This window comes from Candidatus Pelagibacter sp. PS_02, assembly GCF_059418065.1.
In genome coordinates this window covers 128,310-149,898 of sequence record NZ_CM182079.1, presented here as the reverse complement: position 1 = coordinate 149,898, position 21,589 = coordinate 128,310, and the positions used below count along the sequence as shown (strand labels likewise).

Here is a 21,589-nt window from a genome sequence, read left to right as displayed (position 1 = left end):
TTTAAGATATTATTAATATGCGTATTTAAATTTACAAAATTAATGTTCAAAATAAAATTTATTATATACCTGATAATCTTTTTTCCAATATTTTTATTAGATATAATTTTTTACAAAATTTACAAAAGAAAAAATTCTGAAATTTCACATCAATACATGATTAGATTATTTTGTATTTTTGGCAGGATATCAAATATTACAATTAAAAAAATTTTGAAAGATAGAGTATTATATAAAATTGAAGAGTCTGACCAGCGTGAATTAAAATTTTTAGATGAGAATGGTTTTGTTTTAAAAGAAAATTATATCTTGAATGATGACATAGATTTAATAAAAAATTTTTTAATACATAAATGTCAAGGAAAATACGAATCAGATAACTTTAGAGATTCTAAGTTGCAACATGTTAATTTAAATAAGCCCATAGCAACAACTTTTAGATATGATACTAATGAAATTTTAAAGTCAGAAAAAATTCAAAATATTATTATTGATCCAAAAATTTTATCACTGTGTCAAAGTTATTTTAAAACAATTCCTATTATAGACGTAGTATCTTCCTGGTGGTCTTTTCCAAGTAACGATCCTGATAATTATTCAGCTCAATATTGGCATTATGATTTAGATAGACCACAATGGCTAAAAGTGTTTTTTTTTTAACAGATTGTACAGAAAAAAATGGTGCTCATAAATTTATTAAAAATTCGCATATAATCTTAAACAAAAATTTTTTTAAAAAAGGTTATACACGAATAAAAGATGAGCTAATTAGAGATAATTTCCAAAAAAATAAAATAATTACGATGAGTGCAAAAAAGGGATCCATTTTAATTGAGGACACATTAGGTCTTCACAAAGGACAAAAACTTGATGAAGGTAATAGACTTGTTTTGCAAATTCAATATTCATCAAATTTATTTGGATCAAAGGAAATAAAAAAAATAAAATTTCCTAAAAATCAATCAGAAAAATTTTTAAATTTTAAAAATAAATATCCAAAGATTTTTTCGAATTTTTATGATTGAGAATTAAATAATATTGATAGGGTATTTGAAATTATTTACTTTTTTAAAAGATCTTTTATTTTTTCCTTTAATTATTTTTAAAAATTTTTCTAAATTATTTATATTTTCTTTATAGGTTGAGTAGCTTAATATATAACCTTTATCTTTCAATATTTGATAATCATGATTTATATATAAATCATTGTTAAAAAAATCTTTTAATTTTAATCTCTTTCTTTTTTTATAAAATGGTCTTGGACAATAAAATGCTTTTGGATTAAAAATAGGTTTTCTATTTAGTGGGTAATCAAGATGCAAGGAGAATTTATTAAATAGAAGATCTTGAACGGTTGATGAGGTTTGTCCAAAATTTATAATAAATTCGCAGTCTTTTAGTAGTAAAATGTCATTAACATCATTTTTATAAGTTGACTGTGGATAATTAGTAATATTAAAGTTGCTCAAATCTTTTTTGATAAACCCATTTAGTAAAATAACTTTTAGTTTTTTATTATTTAAATACTCAATAAATTTTTCAATATATTCAGGTATGACCAGTCTATCAAGATTTGATAAGACTTTTTTGTCATAATGTTTAAAGTACGGATCTCTTATATTTATACAAACATATTTTTCATTTTTAATGATTTTTTTTAATCCTGATTTTTTAAAAAGATTATTTACAATTGTTAAGTCTAGAATGGAGGAAATTTTTTTTTGCAATTTAAATTCATTATAAGATAAATAATAAATAGAATTTTTGTTATTAATTTCTTCGTTATTTAATGAAGTATCAATTAACCTTTTATCTAATTTTTTTAGAAATTCTAAATGACTAATATTAACTTTTTTTGGATATTTTACCTTTAAATATTTTCCTAAAAAAGAATTTGCAATATAATATGGTGAAATTATAATATTATTTTTTATTTTACCCCTATAAATAATTTCTAGCATATTCATTAAATGACCATAGGCATATAAACTAGATCCAAGATAATGGTTTTTATTTAGTTTATAAAAATTTTTAAAAGTTGAACCTCTTTTCTGAATTTTTTTTAGAAGTTGATGGTCAGAAATTGAGTGTTCTACTGCCATTTCTAAGTTTTTGGTAGACAATTCATCATTGTAAGACATTAGATAAGATATAATAATTTTTTTTTTTCTTTCACTGATTTATTTATTATTGTTAAATTCTTAAGCAAAAATGAGTCTTTCAAATATTTTACTAAGTTCTTTTCTTCATAGTTAAAATATTTAGTTTTTTGTGAAAAAAAATTAGATTTGTTTAAAATAATTAAATAAATTAAATAACTTAGATTTTTAAATTTTTTGCTAGTTGCATGAAGTGATGAAAATATTTTAATATATATGCTTAAATATGTATATTTTGATAACTTTAAACCTGTAAAATATACTAAATCGAAAGCCTGAATATTTCTATTAAAATTATCAACATATTTTTCAATTTCTAGGTATGAAAAAATTAAATTAATTCTTTTAGCTTCTGTGTCTTTGTTTACATGTTTTTTATTTTTATCAGATAATCTAAAATTATTTAAATTATTGAGCTTTTTTTTGTATTTTAAAAAATTAAAAATATTTGCTATATGAATTATAAAAAGAAAAAAATAATAATTTTTAATAATATTTTTTATTTTCACTTTTTAAATTAGATATTTAGTAACGTTTTAAGATAGCCTAAAAACTTTTTTTTAGTTACATAAGATCTATGTCCTAAATATTGAATTTTTAACGCTCCAGCTACATTACCAACCAGCCCTAAAATACCATTAGTATTTAAATAGCCTGAAAAAATAGAGCTAATAGCAAAATATGCATCACCTGCGCCTAGAGTATCTATAGGATTTTTTATTAATGCAGGAACTATAGCTGTATTTTTATTTTTATATACTTTTGTTCCATTTTTACCAAAAGTAATTGAACAAACATCAAATTTTATTAGTTTGCTTAGTTTTTTACCAAGCTCATAACTATCACAATATTTATCGCTTACTGCTAGTCTAGCCTCTGGTTCATCTAAAGATATATAAAAAGCTTTTTTATACTTAGTAATAAAATTAAATCCATTATTGTAACTATTTGTTTGAGCGTTTACATGAAGTTTTTTTGAATGTTTTTCTAATATTTTAATAATGTTATTTGTTAAAAGTCCGTGACCAAAATCATTTATAATTATTTTATCAAATTTTCTTAAATTCTTATTCAAATAAATAATAATCTTTTTTTCCAGACTAGAATTTAAATTATACGTTCCAACATTAGTCTTTTGAAAAATTTTTTTATTTTCACTATCCAAGTACCTTGTTTTTATAATTGTATCCTCTTTATCAATATAAAAAATTTTTTTATTTATTTTATCATTAATTCCTTTAAAAAAACTTCTGTTATTATTTTTGCCAACTAATGTCAATAATGTTACATTTGAACAAAAATCACTTATATGATTTGCTGTAGCTATTATTCCTCCATTATAAATTTCAATTTTTTTTTCTAACATAGAAATAATTTGTTCTTTAGGTGATTTTGATAAGGCCTCACAAAAGACATATTTATCGATAATTGTATCTCCTATTACAAGTATTTTTAATTTTTTTATTTTTTCAGATACCCGAAATATTTCATCAAATGTTATTGTCTTATTATTATCTTTTAAAAACTCTTTAACTTCTTCAGTAAGATTAGAAAAAAAATTATTTATTATGAATGAAGAGCTTAGTATTTCTTCATTAGTAAAAAGAGGCTTCCCTCCTATTTTTTTTAAAGTTTTTAATTCTTTTTCAATTTTACCTGTATGATCTTTTGAATAATTAGCATACTCACTACCTTTAAAATAAATATGGGGTTTTAATTTTTTAATTATTTCATTTGAACTTTCAAAATCAGACTCTACAACAAAATCTACAAAAGAAAGATTTGATATAAATTCCATTCTTTTATCTATTTTATAATATGGTCTGTCAGGTGATTTATTGATATATTTATCCGATGTTAGAGATACAACAAGTATATCACATTTCTGTTTTGCTTTTTTTAGATGTAATAAATGACCATAATGAAATAAATCAAATGCGCCATGTGCTAAACCAAGAATACTATTTTTATTTAAATTTTTAATTCTTGATAAATCTTTGAATGAAATTTTCTTTTCCATTAATTATTTGTATTTGTAATTTGTTTTTGTAAAAATGGAAACATTTCAGAAAGAGGCTGTGGTTCAAAAATTCCTTTCGATTTTTGAGAATAACCCTGCTTAAATAATGATTGTTGATTTTCTTCAACGAATAATTCACAAACAATTGGTCTCCTTTTTTTTAACAATTTTGAAATTTTAGAATCCATGTTTTTAGCATCTTTTATTTTTGTGTAATTCAGTTTAAAGGATTTACATACATTTTCAAAATTTGGCATAGTAAGACCCCACTCTGGATGTGTTCCATAATACTTTCTTCTTAAAAATTCTGTTTGAGTGTTTCTTATTGCTAAATAACCATTGTTATTTACGAGGACTATTATTAAATTTATTTTTTTTTGAGCTATAGTCTGTAAATCCTGTATGTTCATAAGGAAACTACCATCGCCAATAATGCAAATATAATTTTTAAATAAACCACTTGATGATGTTCCAATCGACTCTGCCAATCCTGTTCCCATTGAAGAAATTGATGATGAGCAAATTAATCTATCCTCTTTATATAAGTGAGAACTTTGAAAACCTGAATATAAAGCTGTTCCACCTCCATCAACAATAACACACTTATTTTTTATTCTCTTAGTAATTTTATTAATGAAAATATCTGAGTTAGGTTTTTTAGTTAATTTTGGTGTATACCAGTTTTGATTTTTTAAATTCCTAGTTTCCCATTTTTTTGATTTTATTTTTATTTTTTTAAAGAAATCTAAAAAGAAATCTAAATCTGCGTTAATTTTTAAGTCAAATTTTATGTTAAGGTTTTTCATTTGATCTTTATCAATATTTACAATAATTTTTTTTGAGTTAACCGAGTAACTTTTGAATAAAGTAGTAGTATGAGGAATTGATAAATGAGTTCCCAAACAAATAATAAGATCAGCCTCAAAAACTGCTTTATTTGCTCCTCTTTGACCACTCATACCAATTATTCCTAAATTTTTTTTATCATTTGTTCCGTATAAATCTGCAGCATTCCAAGTAGTGACATAATTGAGTCTCTTTTTATTTATTAAGTGAAATAATTTTTTTTCAATTATTTTTGAACTGTGTGCTCCATAGCCTAAAATTAATAAAGGTTTTTGAGAGGCCCTATATAAGTTAATAAATTTTTGAGAAAAAACTTTTTTAGTTTTAAAATTTTTAGAAATTTTTTCCTCATAAAAATTAATTAGTGACCATTGTATTTCTAAAGGTATATCTACCCATACTGGACCTTTTCTACCCGAATTAGCTATCTTGATAGCTTTATTAAATTCTTTAATAAAGTCTTCTTTTTTTTTTATAAAAACCGCATACTTTGTTAATGGTTTTACTATATCGCAAATATTTACTTCCTGAGTCCCCACTTGTCTCACTTTTTTTCCATAACTAGTATGATTAGATCTAGCTTGACCACTTATAAAAATAGTGGGCACTGAATCTTGCCATGCAGCTAATAATCCTGTCATAATATTAGTGCAAGCTGGCCCTGTAGTAACTACAGCACAACCAACATTATTCTCAACTTTTGCATTTGCAACAGCTGCCAAACCAGCGCTTTGTTCATGGTTAGTATAGGTTACTTTAAATTTAGATTTTTCAAGTGAATCAAATATGTGTACTACTGCACCGCCTTGTAAGCCAAAAATATTTTTTATACCATTTTTTTTTAATATTCTCGCAAGACAATCAGTTAATTTTAAATTCATTAATTTCTATACCTTCTAAGTTTATACATATTTTTATCCAATATAAGTCTTTTTTTTAAATTATCATTTTCCCATTTATCATGTACTACAGAAAAATTTCTTCCACTAATTATTTTTTTTCCACTTTTGATTCCCCATTTAATACAGTTATATATTTTTTGAAAAGAAGTTCCAGGATTGCTTGAATTTAAAAAATTTTTTACTTTATTATAATTTTTACCAGCCCTTTTTCCAGCTTGTATAGTTTCAAAATGAGTTTTAGTTTTTGTAAAGCCAGGTCCTAAAATAAAAATATTTAAATTTTTATCCTCATCATCTATTAATTCACACATTTTAATTAGTCCAATTTTTGCAACACAATATGCTGAATAATTTGTAAATGGATTATTTGTACCTCCTCCTGCTAAATAAATCACATTAGATTTAATTTTGTTTCTATAAGGATAAATTTTATGTAAAACTTCTAATTGAGATAAAAAATTTGTATTGATTGACTTTTTCCAATAACTAAAATTTAATTTAAAAAAATTTCCAATTGGAATAGTGGTGCCTATTGAGCTAAACAATGTGTCCCAAATGAGTTTATTTTTTTTTAAATATCTTGCAATTTTATTTATATCTTTTTTTGAATTAACATCACATTTAATTAATTTCAAATTCTTTAAATTAACAAAATCATTCAATATAGGCTTTTTTTTTCTATAAGTTCCAATAACATTAAAATTATCTTTTAGAAAATATTTTGCAATATTTCTTCCAATGTCAGCATTAATACCAAGTATTATTATATTTCTCATAATTAAATTTTTTATTTTGAGGTTATATAAATAAAATACTTGAGTGTATAATGAAACTTATAATTTGGAGAAACATGACCAAAACCATCCCCAATATGACTTTTTTTAATACATATATTTTTTTCAAAAAAGGGAATATCGTGTTTTTTTAGGTGGGCATTTACATTCTTCCTAAATTCAATAACAGTTTCGTTTGAACAAAACTCATCTAAAATTGGTCCATGCAAATAGATACAATTAATACCTAGATTACTACATTCAGAAAAAATTTTCTTTAAATCAATTATCTTACTAAAAATAATTTGATCTTTTGAAAATTTTGTTGTTTTTTTTAAATACTCTTCATTTATTCTTTCACCTTGAGAAATATAATCATACTTTTTTGAGATCTTATATTTATCGCGTTTAAAATTATCAAACACATAAAATCTAAAAATATTTATAAAATTATACAAATTTAAATTTTCATTAATTTTATAAAAATTTTTATAGATTGATCTTTCGCTTTTTAGAGATGAATAATAATTTTCGCTACTTTTTATCCTCCATGAGTCTAGATTTGCAATTATATAAATATTTTTAATTTTTTTTTTTGGAACCATATCAAAAAAAGCTCTCACTCCTGAAAATTGATAATCACCAATTAACGCTAAATTTACTGTTTTTTTTCCAGTAATTTTTTCCCATTCTTCGGAGCTAATAGAATAGCCCATAGAACTATCACCTAAAAATAATACTTCTGTATCATTATCAAAATTTTTTATTTTTGAAATTTGATAATCTATTAAACTTTGGTATTTATATCCAAATCCATCTTTTTCAGAAAGAAAAAATATTCCTATTAAAAAAAATATTCCTAGAGTTAAAATTGAAACAAAGTAGTAAAAAAAAAATTTGTTTTTCATTTTTTAAAATTGAAAATACAAGAAAGGTAAATCTTTTTTAATAGACAAAATGCCAATCATTGCAATTAATAAAATTATTGTTAAATATTTAAAATTATACAAATTTTTAATTTTAATTTCATTTGAATTTTTACAACAAAAAACTAAGTAAGAGCTTGATAGTATTAAGATAATATTAAAAAAATATAAATTCTTGAATATAAATAGATATAAATTTTGGATAGACTCAAGATTTGAACTTAAACTATTAATGATTAATTTAGTTGATTGAAAAATATCTTTGAAATTTAGCATTTTTTTTAATAACATAAATGCTTCATTCATAGAATTGGACCTAAAGAAAATGAAAGAGATATTTATAAAATTGAAAGTAAGAAAAATTGATATGAATTTGCTAACGTTAAAATTAAAATATTTTTTTTTTAAATAATTAAAACAAACTCCAAATCCGTTTATTATCCCAAATACTATAAAAGTATAATTTGGCCCATGCCAAATACCAGAGATAAAAAAAATTATTAAAACTAAAATAAGTGATTTAAAAAAAGTGAGCTGGATAAACAACTTGGATAATGGATAATAAATATAATTAGTTAAAAATTTTGTCAAAGTTATGTGCCATCTTTGCCAGAAATCAATAACATTCGTTGCTTTAAATGGACTATTGAAATTGATTGGCAATTTAATTGAAAGGAGTAATGCTGACCCTAACGCTAAATCTACATACCCACTAAAATCAAAATAAAATTGAAAACTCCAAGAATAACTTGTTATCCAAGCCTCAAATATATTTAAATTTATAATATTATTAAAATTATGATCAACTAAAATTGATAAATTATCAGAAAGGAAAGATTTTTTAAAAATTCCAATTGATATTAATACGAGCCCTAAACAAAATTTATTATAATTTATTTTTAAAAAATTGTATTTTAGTTGTTTGGTAAATTCACTAAACCTTACAATGGGACCTGCTATTAATTGAGGAAAAAATATTATAAACATTGAATAATCAACTATATTTATATTTTTTTTTTTATTAGAATTATATATATCAATTAAATATGCAATCTGTTGAAAAGTTATAAAACTTAAAGCCAAAGGAAATTGCATTTCTATTAGTGGAATATTCAAATCAATAGAGGAGTTTAAAATAATTATTAAAAAATTTGAATATTTGTAATAGCCTAATATGAAAATATTTATAAGTATACCTAGTGATAAATAAAAATTTTTTGACTTTCTTTTTTTGATAAAAATACTTGATAAAAAATAATTAATAAATATTGAAAATATAATAATTGGTAAATGAAAAATATTAAAATATGAATAGAAAATAATAGATGATAAAATTATTACACATTTTGCAACAAAAATTTTTTTTCTTAAATAAAATGATAATAAAATAATAATGGGTAAAAAAATTAATAAATATAATAAACTATTAAACAACATTGATGATATTTATATTTTAATTAACATTATATACATTCTGTTTAATATAATATCATATAAAACTAAAGTAACATTTAGATAAAATTAGAAATAATATAAAAAATCAACTACTAAAATATTTTAAGTTTATTAATGTACTTTCATTATTAAATTATAACTGTATCAAAAAGATTAAGAACTTAAGATGCTATTGCGATTATTGTGTCAGTACTTTTAGTTCTTATTAAAAAATTTCTATATGCATTAATTATTTTTTTATCACCAATACTTTTATTATAATCATGTCCTCCAGGTGTACCATTTATAAACCATCCTAAGTGATTATTAAAATTATATCTTTGAAAATATAAAAATTTTATTTTTTTAAAACCAGCAGCTTTTAAAATTTTTTTTAATGAAAATTCATTGTGTAATATTAAATGTTCACTCCAGAAAGTAAATTTTTTGAAACTTTTTAATTCATCAAATTTTAATAGAAAATCATTTGATGAAGGAACTTCAATTATAATTTTTCCATTTTTTTTTAATTTTTTTTTTAATTTCTTAATAGACTCTATTTGATTAGGGAGATGCTCAAGTACATGGAACATTGTTATAACATCAAATTTAATCTCTATTTTTTCTAATGTTTCAAAAATGTTAATATTTTTAATTTTTTTTTTATAAAATTAATACATTCTTTTCTTAATTCGACAGCGTATTTTTTTTTTGCTTTATTGTTCAATTGTAAAAATCTTCCCCAACCACAACCAAAATCTAAAATATCTTTATTTAAAGTCAGTTTCTTAAATTGGTCAAATCTTCTCTCATCATCATTAATTTCATGAGATCTTATAATACCATTTGATAATTCTACCCTTGAAATTTTTTCTAAATCATTTTTTGTTTTTAGATTTTTATAATATTTATAAGTAGTTATATATTTCTCTAGCAAATAAATTCCACTTTTTAGGTCTTTAAATACTTTTAATTTGTCGATGTCTCTAGTTGAATCTGAAACTTTCATTAATTTTTTTTTGTTAATAACTTTTAATTTTGCTAGTTCAGATATAATGGGATTTTTCTCAGACATTTTTTAAAAATATATACAACAAATATTTAAATCTTTAAGAATTTAAGTATTTTTTTTACTGAATTTAATTCTAATGCTTTTGATGAGCTAATTTTTATTCTTTTTATTTTTTGAAGATCTAAGACAATGTTTATATGATTCATGCTATCCCATTGTGGAAAGTCATCAGCCTTTGAATTTTCATTAATTTTATTAATTTCTATATTTGTATTTTTTGATATGATTTTAAAAATATCTTTATTTTTAAGTTTGTTTATCATTAATTTTTTTTTTAATTTCGCTAATTATTTTTTTATTTTTAATTGTGCTTGTATCACCTATTATTTTTTTTTTCTCATATAAATTTCTTAGAAGTCTTCTCAAAATTTTACCACTTCTGGTTTTTGGCAATTCTGATAGATAATATATTTTTTTTGGGATGGCATAACTGCCAAAATTCGATAAAATTTGTTTATTAATTTTATCATTTAAATTAGGTTTTTTTGTTTGAACAAATAATATAATTGCATTTCCCTCTAATTTGTGAGGCACAACTATAGCTGCAACCTCTATAATATTATGATTTTTTAAAATTATTTTTTCTATTTCTGCACATCCAATTCTATGACCTCTTATATTGATAACATCATCAATTCTTCCATGCACATAAACTCTATTTTTATTTATAGTTGCTAAATCAAACATTCTGAAATTATTTTTTTTATCAAAATATTTTTTATGTTCTTTTTTTGAATTTATTACTTTTTTCATAAGTCCAGGAAACGGGGTTGTTATCAATACTTCCTTTTTTTCTGATTTTTTTAACGAACTAAATTTAATTTTTGGTAAAATTGAGCCTACTGACCCATGAGGTGAAACTTTAATTGTTTCGTTAAATTTTGGAGAAAAAACTATACCACCTGTTTCTGTTTGAAAGTAAGTGTTAATTATTGCCTTTTTTTTTAAATTAAAATAATTTGAAAACCAATTTCCTACCTCTGGTGCCAAATGTTCGCCCATTGATCCAATTGTTTTTAAAGAAGGCTCATTTATATTCTTTTTTCTGAATAGGCTTTTCATTACTCTCACAATAGTTACTGGTAAATATAAAATTGATATTTTTTTTTGTTTTATAACCTTAATTAAAAAATTTTCATCTAGTAGTAAAAAAGGATCTTCTACAAGAATAGTTTCTGCACCAAGTAATAGTGGAGCAAAAAAAGCATAAGTATGACCATTTATCCAACCAGCATCAGAAGCAGTTAAAATAGTAGAGTCTTTATTCGCACCAAATTGATTTTTTGCAGTAAACAGAGAATAGGTTAAGTATCCACCTACATTATGACAAATACCCTTGGGTTGGCCTGTTGATCCAGAGGTGAATAGTGTAAAAAAATTTTTATTAGAGTCTATAACATAATTATATTTTTTTTTATTGGTTATTTTAATTTTTGTTCTTTTGCTTAAATCTTCGAAAAATATTAATTTAGTATTTTCTTTTATTTCTTTAAGGCAATTGATATTTTTATTATTAAAAATAATTTTTTTTGATCTCGTTAAAAATAAATCTGGTTTAAAAATATAAATTCTATTTAATATAGCTTCTGACTCTAGGTTTTCGAATAATACTGAAAACTCAATACCTAATTTTGAACAAACAAGCATGCTTACAAAAGATTCTTCTGAAGCAGAAGCGTGTATCATTAATCTTTTAATTTTTTTTTTAGTAGAAAAATTTAAAATTATATTTTCAAAATTTTTAACTAAAATATCTATTTTTTTATAAGAATACTCTGTAATTTCTTTATTTTTATTTATACAAGTAATTCCAATCTTGTTAGGATTTATCAATAAATTTTTTTCAATTAAATTTTCATAAATATTGATTTTTCCATTCAAAAACCAGTCATGTGAATAATTTTTTTTGTATTTAAAAACTTGGTCAAAAGGTTTTTTCCAAATTAAGTCTGAAGCTTTTTTTTTCCAAAAATTTTTAGTTTTATAATTTAGTTTTTTAATCATGCCTCATTTTAATAATTGGTCTAAATACTTTTCCATTCATAAAATCACGAATTGCATCGTTAATATTTTCTAGTTTATACTCTTTTGCTAAAAGATTGCTTAATAATCTATTATTTTCCTGAATAATTTTAGAAAATTTACTTACATCTCTATTAGGTTTTGATCCACCACCCCAACTTCCAGATATTCTCTTTCCCAAAATAAAGTCATGAGGCTTTATTTTCATTTTTAATTTTTCATCAGGATGTGAAGCAAAATGCAGCAAACCATTATTTTTTATTAAACTTAAAGATTTTTCTAATGTTTCAATACTTCCCGAAGAATCATAACAGATGTCAGCTTTGCTTCCAAAAAATTTGATTAATTTCCTTACTGATTGTGAATTTATCGAACTTAAGATTAATTTAACACCCATTTTTTTTGCAAGCAGAATTTTATATTTATTTTTTTCAATAACAACTATCGATTTAATTCCTTTCTTTTTGAGAGCTAAAAAACACCCAAGACCAACTGCCCCCAAGCCTATAATTATTATTTTTGAATTTTTTTTTGGTTTTGTTTCATTTAATACCATTCCTGGTCCTGTCAAAAAACAACATCCTAATAAAACTGAATTTTTAAAACTTATATTTTTTGGTTTTTTTACTAATCTATCTTGAGAAACAATTGCGTAATTACTAAATGTTGTTACATTTCCACTATTAATTTTTTTATTTTTAAATTTATATTCTGGTTTTATTGACTCTTTTAAATCTGTTTGTATCCAAGTTAATATTACATCATCGTTTTTCTTAAATTTTTTATTATCATAAGATTTTATAACTTTGCCAGAAGCTTCGTGACCTAACATATGTGGTAAATACTTTTTATTATTTCTTCCTGAAAAAATTTCCATTATTTGGCTTCCACAAATAGCTGAATACAAAATTTTTACTAATATTTGGTTTCTTTTAAGTTTTGGAATTTTGATATCTAAGATCTTTAATTCCGAATTTAATTTAAATAAGACTGCTGATTTTAATTTTGATGGGTCCATCAAAACGGTCCAAAATATTTTAGATGTGGTTGATCGTGGTGTAAATTATCTTTTATAAAAAATTTATTTAAAGATTTATTATTCTTTTTATTCAATATTTTCAATACTTTGATAGATATTTTTTTGTAATCTATAAAAAAATTTTTTGTCAAAGCATAGCTAGTTGGCTCTGGAATATCTGGCATAGTTATAATCTCTGGTCTTTTATTTAATTTGATGTTTTTATTAATAGTAACTGTTGAAACAATTTCACTTGCCACAGAACAGATTTTACTGCCCGTATCCAAAACTAGTAATTTTTTAGTTTTTTTAACAGATTTAAAAATTGTTTTATAATCTAACGGTTTAATGGTTCTTATATCTATTATCTCACAATCTATATTGTGAACTGATCTTAAATATTTTGAAGCTTTTATTGCTTCAATTACTAAATAGGACATTGCAACAATTGTTATCTGTTTTCCAGTTTTAACAATCTTTGATTTTCCGATTATTTTTTTTTTATTTTTGATGAAATTTTACCTATCTGACTATGAAGCCACCTATTCTCCAAAAATATAACTGGATTTGGATCATTAATTGAGTCAATCAGTAAGTCTCTTGCATCTTGTGGAAATGTTGGCATAACAACTTTAAGTCCTGGAATGTGTGCAAACCATGCTTGTAAATTTTGAGAGTGCGTTGGTCCTTGACCCCAGCCTTTACCAAGAATCAGTCTAATTGTAATAGGTATTGAAACTTTTCCACCAAACATAAAGTACCATTTTGCAGCAGAGTTGACTAATTGATCCATAGCTAATAAAAAAAAATCTAATCTTTGGTGAGTTACCACTGATTTTATTCCTGTCATGGCAACTCCAATAGAGACACCAGTAAGTGCATTTTCTGAGCATGGAACATCAAATACTCTTTTTTTTCCAAATTTTTTTTCTAAATTTTTTGTAGTACCAAAAATATTTTTTGGATCTGTGATCCCAAGTCCATAACAAATAAGGTTTTTATCTTTTTTCATTGAAAATTCTAAAGCTTCATTAATTGCTTCAGAAAAACTTTTATTATATTTATTTGGCATAAACTTCATTTTGTAAGTTTTTATCAGAGGGAAATTTTGATTTTTCAGCAAAAATAAAGGCTTTGTCTATTTCATTATCTATATTTTTTTCAATTTTTTCAATTTTTTTAGATGATAGTTTGTTAACAAGTTTTGACCTAATAGATAATAATTTATCTTTTTTTTTCCATTTCTCAAACTCTTTAGCACTTCTATAACCAATATTATTATCAAAATTTGGTCCACAATGTTCTAACCATCTGTAATTTTTAAATTCTAAAAAAAAAGGTTCGTTATTTTTTTTAACATAATCAGTTGCATATTTAAATTTTTTATAAATTGCTAATGGGTCATTCCCATCACAAACCTCGGATCTCACTCCAATACTTTCTGCCAATTTATATATTTTTCTATTGATTGGCTGTCTGTCTTTAAGAGAACTATAAACTGAATATAAATTATTTTCACAAATATAAATGACCGGTAATTTTTTAACTATAGAAAAATTCAAAGACTCGTAAAAAATACCCTCTTCAATTGCTCCATCACCTAAAAAAACGAAGGAAAAATTCTTCTTATTTTTTAATTTAATCGAAAGACCAAGTCCTACACCTATGGGTATGCTATTTCCTACGATGGCTGAGGTTCCCATAAAGTTTACTTTTAAATCAATCAAATGCATTGATCCTCCTTTTCCTTTGGAAGTACCAGTTTCCTTACCATATATTTCAGCAATCATTTTTTTTAATGATCCTCCTTTAGCTAAGTAGTGAGCATGCCCTCTATGAGTACTAATCGCATAATCAGAAGTTTTGCATATTAATGAGAAAACAGCAGGTACTAACTCTTGACCTATGGATAAATGAGTTGGGCACCTCATTTTTCCCTCTTTATATTTTTTTGAAATAGTAAACTCAACATTTCTAATTTTATAGAAATTTGAATATATTTTCAATAATTCAGAATTTTTTAGGGAGTAAACCAATAATAATCACCTTTATAAGAGTTTTTTTTAAAAAAAGCTTTCCACTGTTTTACTGACATTATTGTCTTTGCTGTTAGATTCCATTTATACATTTTTTCTTTTTCTAGCCTATTTCTATATGCATCAACTGTAATAAAACTTTTCTTTTTACAAACTCTATTAATTTCTTTTATAGATTTAGCACAATCTCTTTTATTCAAATTATGTATTGTATTTATAGCTATAACGATATCAAAAGATTTATCAGTAAAAGGTAATTTTCTTGCATCTGCTACTTTAAGATATTTCTTTACCTCTTTTTTTGAATTTCTAATTGCATAATTCGAAACATCTATACCATTAAGTTTTATACCTGGTATTTCTTTCTTTAAATCATAAAGCATAAAACCTTTACCACACCCAATATCAAGAACTGAGGAGTTTTTACTTAATTTCCAATATTTTTTAAAATCTTTTACAACTTTTTGCCAAAATTTTTTATGATATTTAAAACCTCCATATCCATATTTTCTATCACCATCAAAAAAATCCTTACCAAATTTTCTTGCAATTTTTCTGACTCTACTATTTTTTTCTTCAAGTCTTTTATCCAAATTTCTTTTAGAACTTGGATAATTTTTTAACAAATTTATTGATCTACCCATTTAGCTTATTTTTTTTCATCCATTTGACATTGTAACAACTCATATTATTTTTTATCTTTTTTTCATTAAACTTCTCTATTAAATCGTCCACAGCATTACTAACAGAATATAATCTTTTAAATCCTAGGTTAATAAGTTTTTTTGATGATTGTCTGTAAGATCTCACATCATTTGATTTATATATTTTTATAGTACATTTAATTTTCTTTTTAATTAGTTTTGCCAATTTAATGATTGATATATTTTCAAAGCCAGCATTATAGCAGCCCGATTTTATTCTTTTTTTATTTAGAAAAAAATCATAAACTCTGACCATATCCTTAATATGAATATTTGGCCTAATTTGTTTTCCTCCTAATACCTTTATTTTTTTATTTTTAATTGCTTGAGAAGTTAGTAAATTTACACTCACATCAAGTCTCATTCTTTCAGAAAATCCACAAACTGTTGCGGGTCTAATACAATAAACATTGATTTTATCTTTGTAACTTAAAAGAACATTTTCTGCTATCATCTTAGTTTTATTATAAGCAGAGATAGGTAGTAAACTTAATTCTTCTGTCACTTGCTTTTCTTTTTTAATACCATAAACACTGCCAGAGCTGGCATAAATAAAATTCTTAACTTTATTTTTAAAAGCTTTTTCAATTAAAAATCTTGATGCAAGCACATTAACTTCCCATGAAAGTTTTTCGTCTAGTTCTACACTTGGATCATTAGCAATACCTGCAAGATGTATTATTGTATTAACACCTTTCATTGGAATGGCTTCAATATTACGAATATCCATTTTTAGATTTAATAACTTTTTATGATGTTTTAATGTATTTCCAAACCATCTTGTGTCAATATTTACGATGCTATGACCTTTGTATAATAAGTATTTAATTAATTCACTACCTACGTATCCACATCCGCCTGTAATTAATATTTTCATCTCTTATGTTTATATTCCATTTTATTTTTTTTAAATTTTTTAAAATTTTGTTCTATCCACTCTATAGTTTCTTCAATACCTTTTTTTAAGCTTGTTCTTGGTTTCCATTTCAATTCTTTTGTTAATTTTATACTACTCAATTTATATGCATAATCTTTTCCCATTCTTTCTTTGGCTTTAATGTTTAGTAAATTTTTTCTACCCAGTTTTTTTTGAATAATGTTAGCAAGTGACTTTATTGAAATAAATTTATTTGTTGAAATATGATATGTACTGCCTAATTTTCCATTTTGCAATATTTTAAAGAGAGCATCTGAAACATCATCCATAAAAATAAAAGATCGATAGGAATTACCACCTCCATGTAAATTTAGTTTTTTATTTTTAAGAAAATAAATAATTGATTTTGGTATTATTCGATAAAGTTGTTGATAAGGTCCATAAATATTAGCAGTTCTTGTTATTATAATTGGAAAATTATAATTTTTAAATAAGAGCATCAAATGCAAATCCATAGAAGACCTTGATAGAGCATAAGGCGTACTAGGATTGAATAAAAAAGATTCTTTTATAATTCTATTATTAGACCCATAAACTTCTGGCGTTGAAAAATTAATATATTTTTTAATATTTTTTAAATTTTTGATTTCATTTAATATCTCAATTTGTGATGTAAAATTTGTCTTATACCAATCCTCTGGTGAAAACCAACTTTCTTCAACCATTCCCTGTGCTGCGAAATTTATTATATATTCTATTTTTTTAGTTTTAATGATTTTAATAATATCTTTTTGATTAGATTTGTTATTAATATCTTTTTTGAAAAAAAATAAATTTTTTTTATATAAATTTTTTTTATATTTAAGAAATGTACTGTTTTCTTGCGATCTACTAATTGCATAAATTTTACATTTTTTTGTTAAACAAAAATCTATAAAATTTGATCCTGCAAAGGAATTACTTCCTAAAACTAATATTTTTTTCATAATTTTAAATTTTTGTAATCTATAAACCATTTTACAAAATTGTGGACACCATCACTTATATCTGTATTTGGTGTAAATCCAGTATATTTTTTTAGTAGTGATGTATCTGCATAAGTTTTATGAAGCTCTCCTTTTTGAATAGGTATTGATTTGAATTTAAGTTTTTTTTTAAATTCATTTTCAAGACATTTAACCAAATTTTTTACATAAACTGGTTTATTATTCCCAACATTTAGAATTAGGTGATTTGATGTGAGTTCATTTTGAGAGTCATTTTTTTTAGTATTTAAATTAATGAAATTAGGTTTTTTTTTATAGACTTTTTTAATAATTTTTACAGCGTCATCTATATAAGTAAAATCCCTCAACATCTTTCCTTCATCATGTAAGTTGACTACTTTATTTTTTAATAGAGCTTCTGCAAATATATAATAAGCCATGTCTGGTCGTCCCCAAGGCCCATATACAGTAAAGAACCTTAATCCTGTTGAAGGTAAACTGTAACTAGAACTATATACATGTGCCATTAATTCATTGGCTCTTTTCGTAGCCGAATAAAAACTAACAGGATAATTAACATGATTTTTTTCTGAATAGGGTGTTTTTAAATTTTTACCATATACGCTAGAACTGCTTGCATAAGTTAAATGTTTCACCTTAAAAACTCTTGATGCTTCAAGAATATTTAAAAAAGAGTCAATATTGCTTGTTCTATATGCATATGGATTAACAAATGAATACCTGACACCTGCTTGTGCTGCTAGATGTATCACATAATCAGGTTTAAATTTTTTAAAAATATTAAAAATTTTATTTTTATTAGAAATATCTACTTTTATAAACTTATAATTTTTTTTTTTTTAATAAATCATTTCTTTTTTTTTTAAATTTATATCATAGTAATTTGTTAAATTATCAAGTCCTAAAACTTTAATATTCTTATTTTTAGTTAAAGACAAACACGTATGCATGCCAATAAAACCACATGAGCCAGTTATTATTATTTTTTCCATTATATATTTATTTTAAATATATTTTGTTTGTGGTAATTACAATGATTAAATGATTAAATAATTAAATAATTATATCTAATTTAAATTGAAAAAAAATATTAAAAATTTTATAGATAAAATAAATACATTTAATTTTTCTGTTTTTGAAATTAATTTTATCTTTATAGTACTTTATATTTTTTCCTTGTTAATTCTTTTTACACCTTTTGGAGATTTATTTTTATCAACTAACTTTCCAAGAAAAATGAATTTTAATACTGGTGATAGTGGAAGTTATATTAATTTTAGTTTTGAAAATTTAAAAACAGTTTTAAGCCAACACAGATCATTTGGAATTCCATTAATTTTAAAAATATATATGATATTTGATGAAAAACTTTATTACTGGCCATTTTTTTCTTTCATTATCTTTATAGTAGCAAACAATTTTATGCTAAATACTTTAATTAATTGTAGCTTTGGAAAAATTTTTTCCTGCGTATTTTCAGGATTAACTTTTATGTCTTACAATGTATGGGAGTATGCTTTTGGTTGGACAGAGATAATTGGCATTTCTTTTTTAATGTTTTCAATTTCATTTTTAATAATATCAATCATCAAAAATAAATTATATGCATTTTTGTTACTTTCCTTCTTTATTTTTTTTACAATCCAAATAAGACCATCATTTTTATTAATATTAATTTTTCCATTTATATTTTCTTTATATTTTTTATATATAAATAAATATAAAAAATTTTTAAAATTGAATATTTTTTCTTTTATGCCAATTTTTTTTTATATATTAATTAAATTTATTGTGACTAATAGTTTGGGGCTGACACCTTTTACAGGTGTACAGCTTTCAGGTCATGCAGGTTTTTATCTAGATGAAACAACACTTGTAAAAATGAAAGATAAAGACAACATTGAATTTGCAAAAAAATTTATTAAAAAAAAAAAAATTTTTCAGATCCGTGCAACTTAGATAGCCTTAAAATAAAAGAAAAAAATTTTATTCATCGTTACTGCTGGAATATTTATCTTATGGAGGCATGGTTGGATATGGTAAGACAAGAAAATAATATCACACCTTTTGAGCCTGATAGTAATAAAAATTTTGAAGCATGGAAATATACAAACTTAGATCATTTTTTTGGTAAAGTTAAAAATAATATTAATATTGATAAAAAATTACTAAAATTTTCAATCGAGATTATTGAAATCAATTTTAAGGATCATTTGGTCTGGTCATTAAACTCAATTATACAAACTTTAAAAACTCTTTTTTTTCACCCAGCTATAAAAAACATAATTATTATTTCTTTAGTGTTTATTGTGTATTTTTATTTTTTTGGAAAAAAAAATGAGGTTGAAGAAATAATTTTTCAAAAACATATCAAGTTGATTTTTTTATTTTCTATTATTTCATTCACTATAATATCTTTATTATTGTTTGGTTTAATGCATATTCCCAACCAAAGAACAGCTGGGGTACAATTTATATTTCTAGTGCCTGCAATATTTGGTTATTTGACAGACTCACTTAATAAAAAAAAATAGACTACTTAAAATTAAGATGGGAGTATATGTATTCCATCTTTAGGAACAATAAATTTTCCACCATTCTTAATGAAATTTTTTTCTTTTGACATTATTACTTCACTATAATTCGGAGCAAGGATTATAAAATAATCTGGTAGTTTTTTTTGAGCTTTTTTTCTAGATATAATTGGAACATGATCAACTGGTGAGAAAAGTCCTTGTTTTGCAGGAGAGTCGTCAACGAAATATGAAAGTTCTTTTCCAATTCCTGAACATTTTAATATAGTCATTCCCTTTGCAGCAGCTCCATACCCAGCAATTTTTTTATTTTGTTTTATAAGTTTAGTTATTAAATTCTTTAACTCTTTGGCAGTGCTCAAAACGCTATCTCTATATTTTTTAGATACCTCAAATGAATTTAGATTTGATTTGTTTTCTTCGTTTAAAAGATCTTTACACCTTTTTGTTATTTGTCTTTTGTTTTTTGATAGGAATAGTCTCAAACTACCACCCTGAGCAGGAGTTACAGTAGCATCAAAAACGTTAAGTTTATATTTTTTTGCAAATTTCATCCAAACTTTTAAAGAAAAATATGAATAATGGTCGTGATAAATTAGTGAGTAATTTGTTTGCTTTACCATTCCTCCCCAATAATTGCATTCTATTATAAAAACACCTTTTTTATCTAAAAGGTCATAAACACCAGAGGTCAAATCTCTTAGCCCATCTAAATGTGCAATACAATTATTTCCATAAATTACATTAGCTGGTCCATACTCTCTTCGAATTTTATTTGCAATATTTTTAGTAAAGAATAACGGAAGCGTGTTTATTTTATTGCTTAATGCTCTAATAACAACATTTGTTGCAGGGTCCACTCCTAAATGTTTATAATTTTTGAAATTTTTTAACATAACTCCATCATTACTTCCTATTTCCACAACAAAGTCTTTTTTTTTTAAAAATCGCTTTTTTATTTCATTTGCATAAGGTAAAAAATATTTGTCTAAAGCTGGCATATCTGAGGAAAAGTAAAGATAATCAACATTTTTGTAAATTTCGTTTGCGTCGATTATCTCTGTTAATTGCACTAATTTACATTCTTTGCACTGTCTTACTTTAATTGGGAATACTGGATCTTTTTTTTTTAGATCTTTCTTAGCTATCAAGCTATTTACCAATGGGTGCATGCCTATATTAATCACTTCATAGAATTTTGTGGATGAACACATTCTACAAGTTAAATTTTTTATAACTTTAAATTTTTTCATGGTTAA

General features: G+C 23.6%; 23 protein-coding genes and 1 pseudogene. 4 read left to right on the top strand and 20 right to left on the bottom strand.

Annotated elements, in window-relative coordinates; all coding sequences use genetic code 11:
* Positions 1-42: 42 nt before the first annotated feature.
* Both AC5SL4_RS00800 and AC5SL4_RS00795 read left to right on the top strand, forming a co-directional pair.
* On the top strand, positions 43-660 hold the full coding sequence (locus tag AC5SL4_RS00800; protein WP_494587395.1) for a hypothetical protein: 618 nt from the start codon (positions 43-45) through the stop codon (positions 658-660).
* Positions 636-1,025 carry a hypothetical protein gene (locus AC5SL4_RS00795; RefSeq protein ID WP_494587394.1) on the top strand — a complete coding sequence of 130 codons (390 nt, stop codon included), beginning with the start codon at positions 636-638 and terminating at the stop codon, positions 1,023-1,025. Before AC5SL4_RS00800 ends, AC5SL4_RS00795 begins: the two co-directional genes overlap by 25 nt.
* 3 nt (positions 1,026-1,028) lie before the next feature.
* Here AC5SL4_RS00795 and AC5SL4_RS00790 read toward each other — a convergent pair whose 3' ends face one another.
* From AC5SL4_RS00790 to AC5SL4_RS00700, 19 genes and pseudogenes are all read right to left on the bottom strand, one after another.
* Positions 1,029-2,141, bottom strand: a complete 1,113-nt coding sequence (locus tag AC5SL4_RS00790) for a hypothetical protein (RefSeq protein ID WP_494587393.1) — start codon at positions 2,139-2,141, stop codon at positions 1,029-1,031.
* Positions 2,141-2,668 (bottom strand): hypothetical protein, encoded by a 528-nt coding sequence (locus AC5SL4_RS00785; RefSeq protein ID WP_494587392.1) that lies wholly within the window; start codon positions 2,666-2,668, stop codon positions 2,141-2,143. The genes AC5SL4_RS00790 and AC5SL4_RS00785 overlap by 1 nt, the downstream gene beginning before the upstream one ends.
* An 8-nt stretch (positions 2,669-2,676) precedes the next feature.
* Positions 2,677-4,179 carry a PfkB family carbohydrate kinase gene (locus AC5SL4_RS00780; protein WP_494587391.1) on the bottom strand — a complete coding sequence of 501 codons (1,503 nt, stop codon included), beginning with the start codon at positions 4,177-4,179 and terminating at the stop codon, positions 2,677-2,679.
* Positions 4,179-5,906, bottom strand: coding sequence for a thiamine pyrophosphate-binding protein (locus tag AC5SL4_RS00775; RefSeq protein ID WP_494587390.1), 1,728 nt, complete (start codon positions 5,904-5,906; stop codon positions 4,179-4,181). Before AC5SL4_RS00775 ends, AC5SL4_RS00780 begins: the two co-directional genes overlap by 1 nt.
* Entirely contained in the window at positions 5,906-6,703 is a 798-nt protein-coding gene (locus AC5SL4_RS00770) for an SDR family oxidoreductase (protein ID WP_494587389.1), read from the bottom strand. The genes AC5SL4_RS00775 and AC5SL4_RS00770 overlap by 1 nt, the downstream gene beginning before the upstream one ends.
* Positions 6,704-6,714: 11 nt before the next feature.
* A complete protein-coding gene (locus AC5SL4_RS00765) occupies positions 6,715-7,608 on the bottom strand; it encodes a hypothetical protein (protein WP_494587388.1) in 894 nt (297 codons plus the stop codon).
* 3 nt (positions 7,609-7,611) lie between these two features.
* On the bottom strand, positions 7,612-8,721 hold the full coding sequence (locus AC5SL4_RS00760) for an MBOAT family O-acyltransferase (protein WP_494587387.1): 1,110 nt from the start codon (positions 8,719-8,721) through the stop codon (positions 7,612-7,614).
* Between the two features lie 521 nt (positions 8,722-9,242).
* Entirely contained in the window at positions 9,243-9,659 is a 417-nt protein-coding gene (locus tag AC5SL4_RS00755; RefSeq protein WP_494587609.1) for a methyltransferase domain-containing protein, read from the bottom strand.
* Positions 9,660-9,685: 26 nt separating this feature from the next.
* The gene (locus AC5SL4_RS00750; protein ID WP_494587386.1) at positions 9,686-10,135 is read right to left on the bottom strand and encodes a hypothetical protein; all 450 of its coding nucleotides are present in this window, start codon (positions 10,133-10,135) and stop codon (positions 9,686-9,688) included.
* A 26-nt stretch (positions 10,136-10,161) separates the two neighbouring features.
* Entirely contained in the window at positions 10,162-10,395 is a 234-nt protein-coding gene (locus AC5SL4_RS00745; protein ID WP_494587385.1) for a hypothetical protein, read from the bottom strand.
* A complete protein-coding gene (locus AC5SL4_RS00740; RefSeq protein ID WP_494587384.1) occupies positions 10,379-12,136 on the bottom strand; it encodes an AMP-binding protein in 1,758 nt (585 codons plus the stop codon). Before AC5SL4_RS00740 ends, AC5SL4_RS00745 begins: the two co-directional genes overlap by 17 nt.
* Complete coding sequence (locus tag AC5SL4_RS00735) at positions 12,129-13,172, bottom strand: MDR/zinc-dependent alcohol dehydrogenase-like family protein (RefSeq protein WP_494587383.1); 1,044 nt, start codon at positions 13,170-13,172, stop codon at positions 12,129-12,131. Before AC5SL4_RS00735 ends, AC5SL4_RS00740 begins: the two co-directional genes overlap by 8 nt.
* Positions 13,172-13,612 (bottom strand): transketolase C-terminal domain-containing protein, encoded by a 441-nt coding sequence (locus AC5SL4_RS00730; protein WP_494587382.1) that lies wholly within the window; start codon positions 13,610-13,612, stop codon positions 13,172-13,174. Before AC5SL4_RS00730 ends, AC5SL4_RS00735 begins: the two co-directional genes overlap by 1 nt.
* A 50-nt stretch (positions 13,613-13,662) precedes the next feature.
* Entirely contained in the window at positions 13,663-14,244 is a 582-nt protein-coding gene (locus AC5SL4_RS00725) for an alpha-ketoacid dehydrogenase subunit beta (RefSeq protein ID WP_494587381.1), read from the bottom strand.
* Positions 14,234-15,178 carry a thiamine pyrophosphate-dependent dehydrogenase E1 component subunit alpha gene (locus AC5SL4_RS00720; protein ID WP_494587380.1) on the bottom strand — a complete coding sequence of 315 codons (945 nt, stop codon included), beginning with the start codon at positions 15,176-15,178 and terminating at the stop codon, positions 14,234-14,236. Before AC5SL4_RS00720 ends, AC5SL4_RS00725 begins: the two co-directional genes overlap by 11 nt.
* A 14-nt stretch (positions 15,179-15,192) precedes the next feature.
* Positions 15,193-15,852 (bottom strand): class I SAM-dependent methyltransferase, encoded by a 660-nt coding sequence (locus AC5SL4_RS00715; protein ID WP_494587379.1) that lies wholly within the window; start codon positions 15,850-15,852, stop codon positions 15,193-15,195.
* Positions 15,845-16,789, bottom strand: coding sequence for an SDR family oxidoreductase (locus tag AC5SL4_RS00710; RefSeq protein WP_494587378.1), 945 nt, complete (start codon positions 16,787-16,789; stop codon positions 15,845-15,847). Before AC5SL4_RS00710 ends, AC5SL4_RS00715 begins: the two co-directional genes overlap by 8 nt.
* Positions 16,786-17,775 (bottom strand): GDP-mannose 4,6-dehydratase, encoded by a 990-nt coding sequence (locus tag AC5SL4_RS00705; RefSeq protein ID WP_494587377.1) that lies wholly within the window; start codon positions 17,773-17,775, stop codon positions 16,786-16,788. Before AC5SL4_RS00705 ends, AC5SL4_RS00710 begins: the two co-directional genes overlap by 4 nt.
* A pseudogene (locus AC5SL4_RS00700) lies at positions 17,772-18,788 on the bottom strand (NAD-dependent epimerase/dehydratase family protein). Before AC5SL4_RS00700 ends, AC5SL4_RS00705 begins: the two are co-directional and overlap by 4 nt.
* Before the next feature lie 85 nt (positions 18,789-18,873).
* Between AC5SL4_RS00700 and AC5SL4_RS00695 the strand changes: the two are divergent.
* Both AC5SL4_RS00695 and AC5SL4_RS00690 read left to right on the top strand, forming a co-directional pair.
* On the top strand, positions 18,874-19,755 hold the full coding sequence (locus AC5SL4_RS00695) for a hypothetical protein (RefSeq protein WP_494587376.1): 882 nt from the start codon (positions 18,874-18,876) through the stop codon (positions 19,753-19,755).
* Between the two features lie 59 nt (positions 19,756-19,814).
* Positions 19,815-20,330: a hypothetical protein gene (locus tag AC5SL4_RS00690; protein ID WP_494587375.1), complete on the top strand. Its 516-nt coding sequence runs from the start codon at positions 19,815-19,817 to the stop codon at positions 20,328-20,330.
* Between the two features lie 11 nt (positions 20,331-20,341).
* Here AC5SL4_RS00690 and AC5SL4_RS00685 read toward each other — a convergent pair whose 3' ends face one another.
* Positions 20,342-21,583, bottom strand: coding sequence for a class I SAM-dependent methyltransferase (locus AC5SL4_RS00685; RefSeq protein ID WP_494587374.1), 1,242 nt, complete (start codon positions 21,581-21,583; stop codon positions 20,342-20,344).
* Positions 21,584-21,589 lie beyond the last annotated feature (6 nt).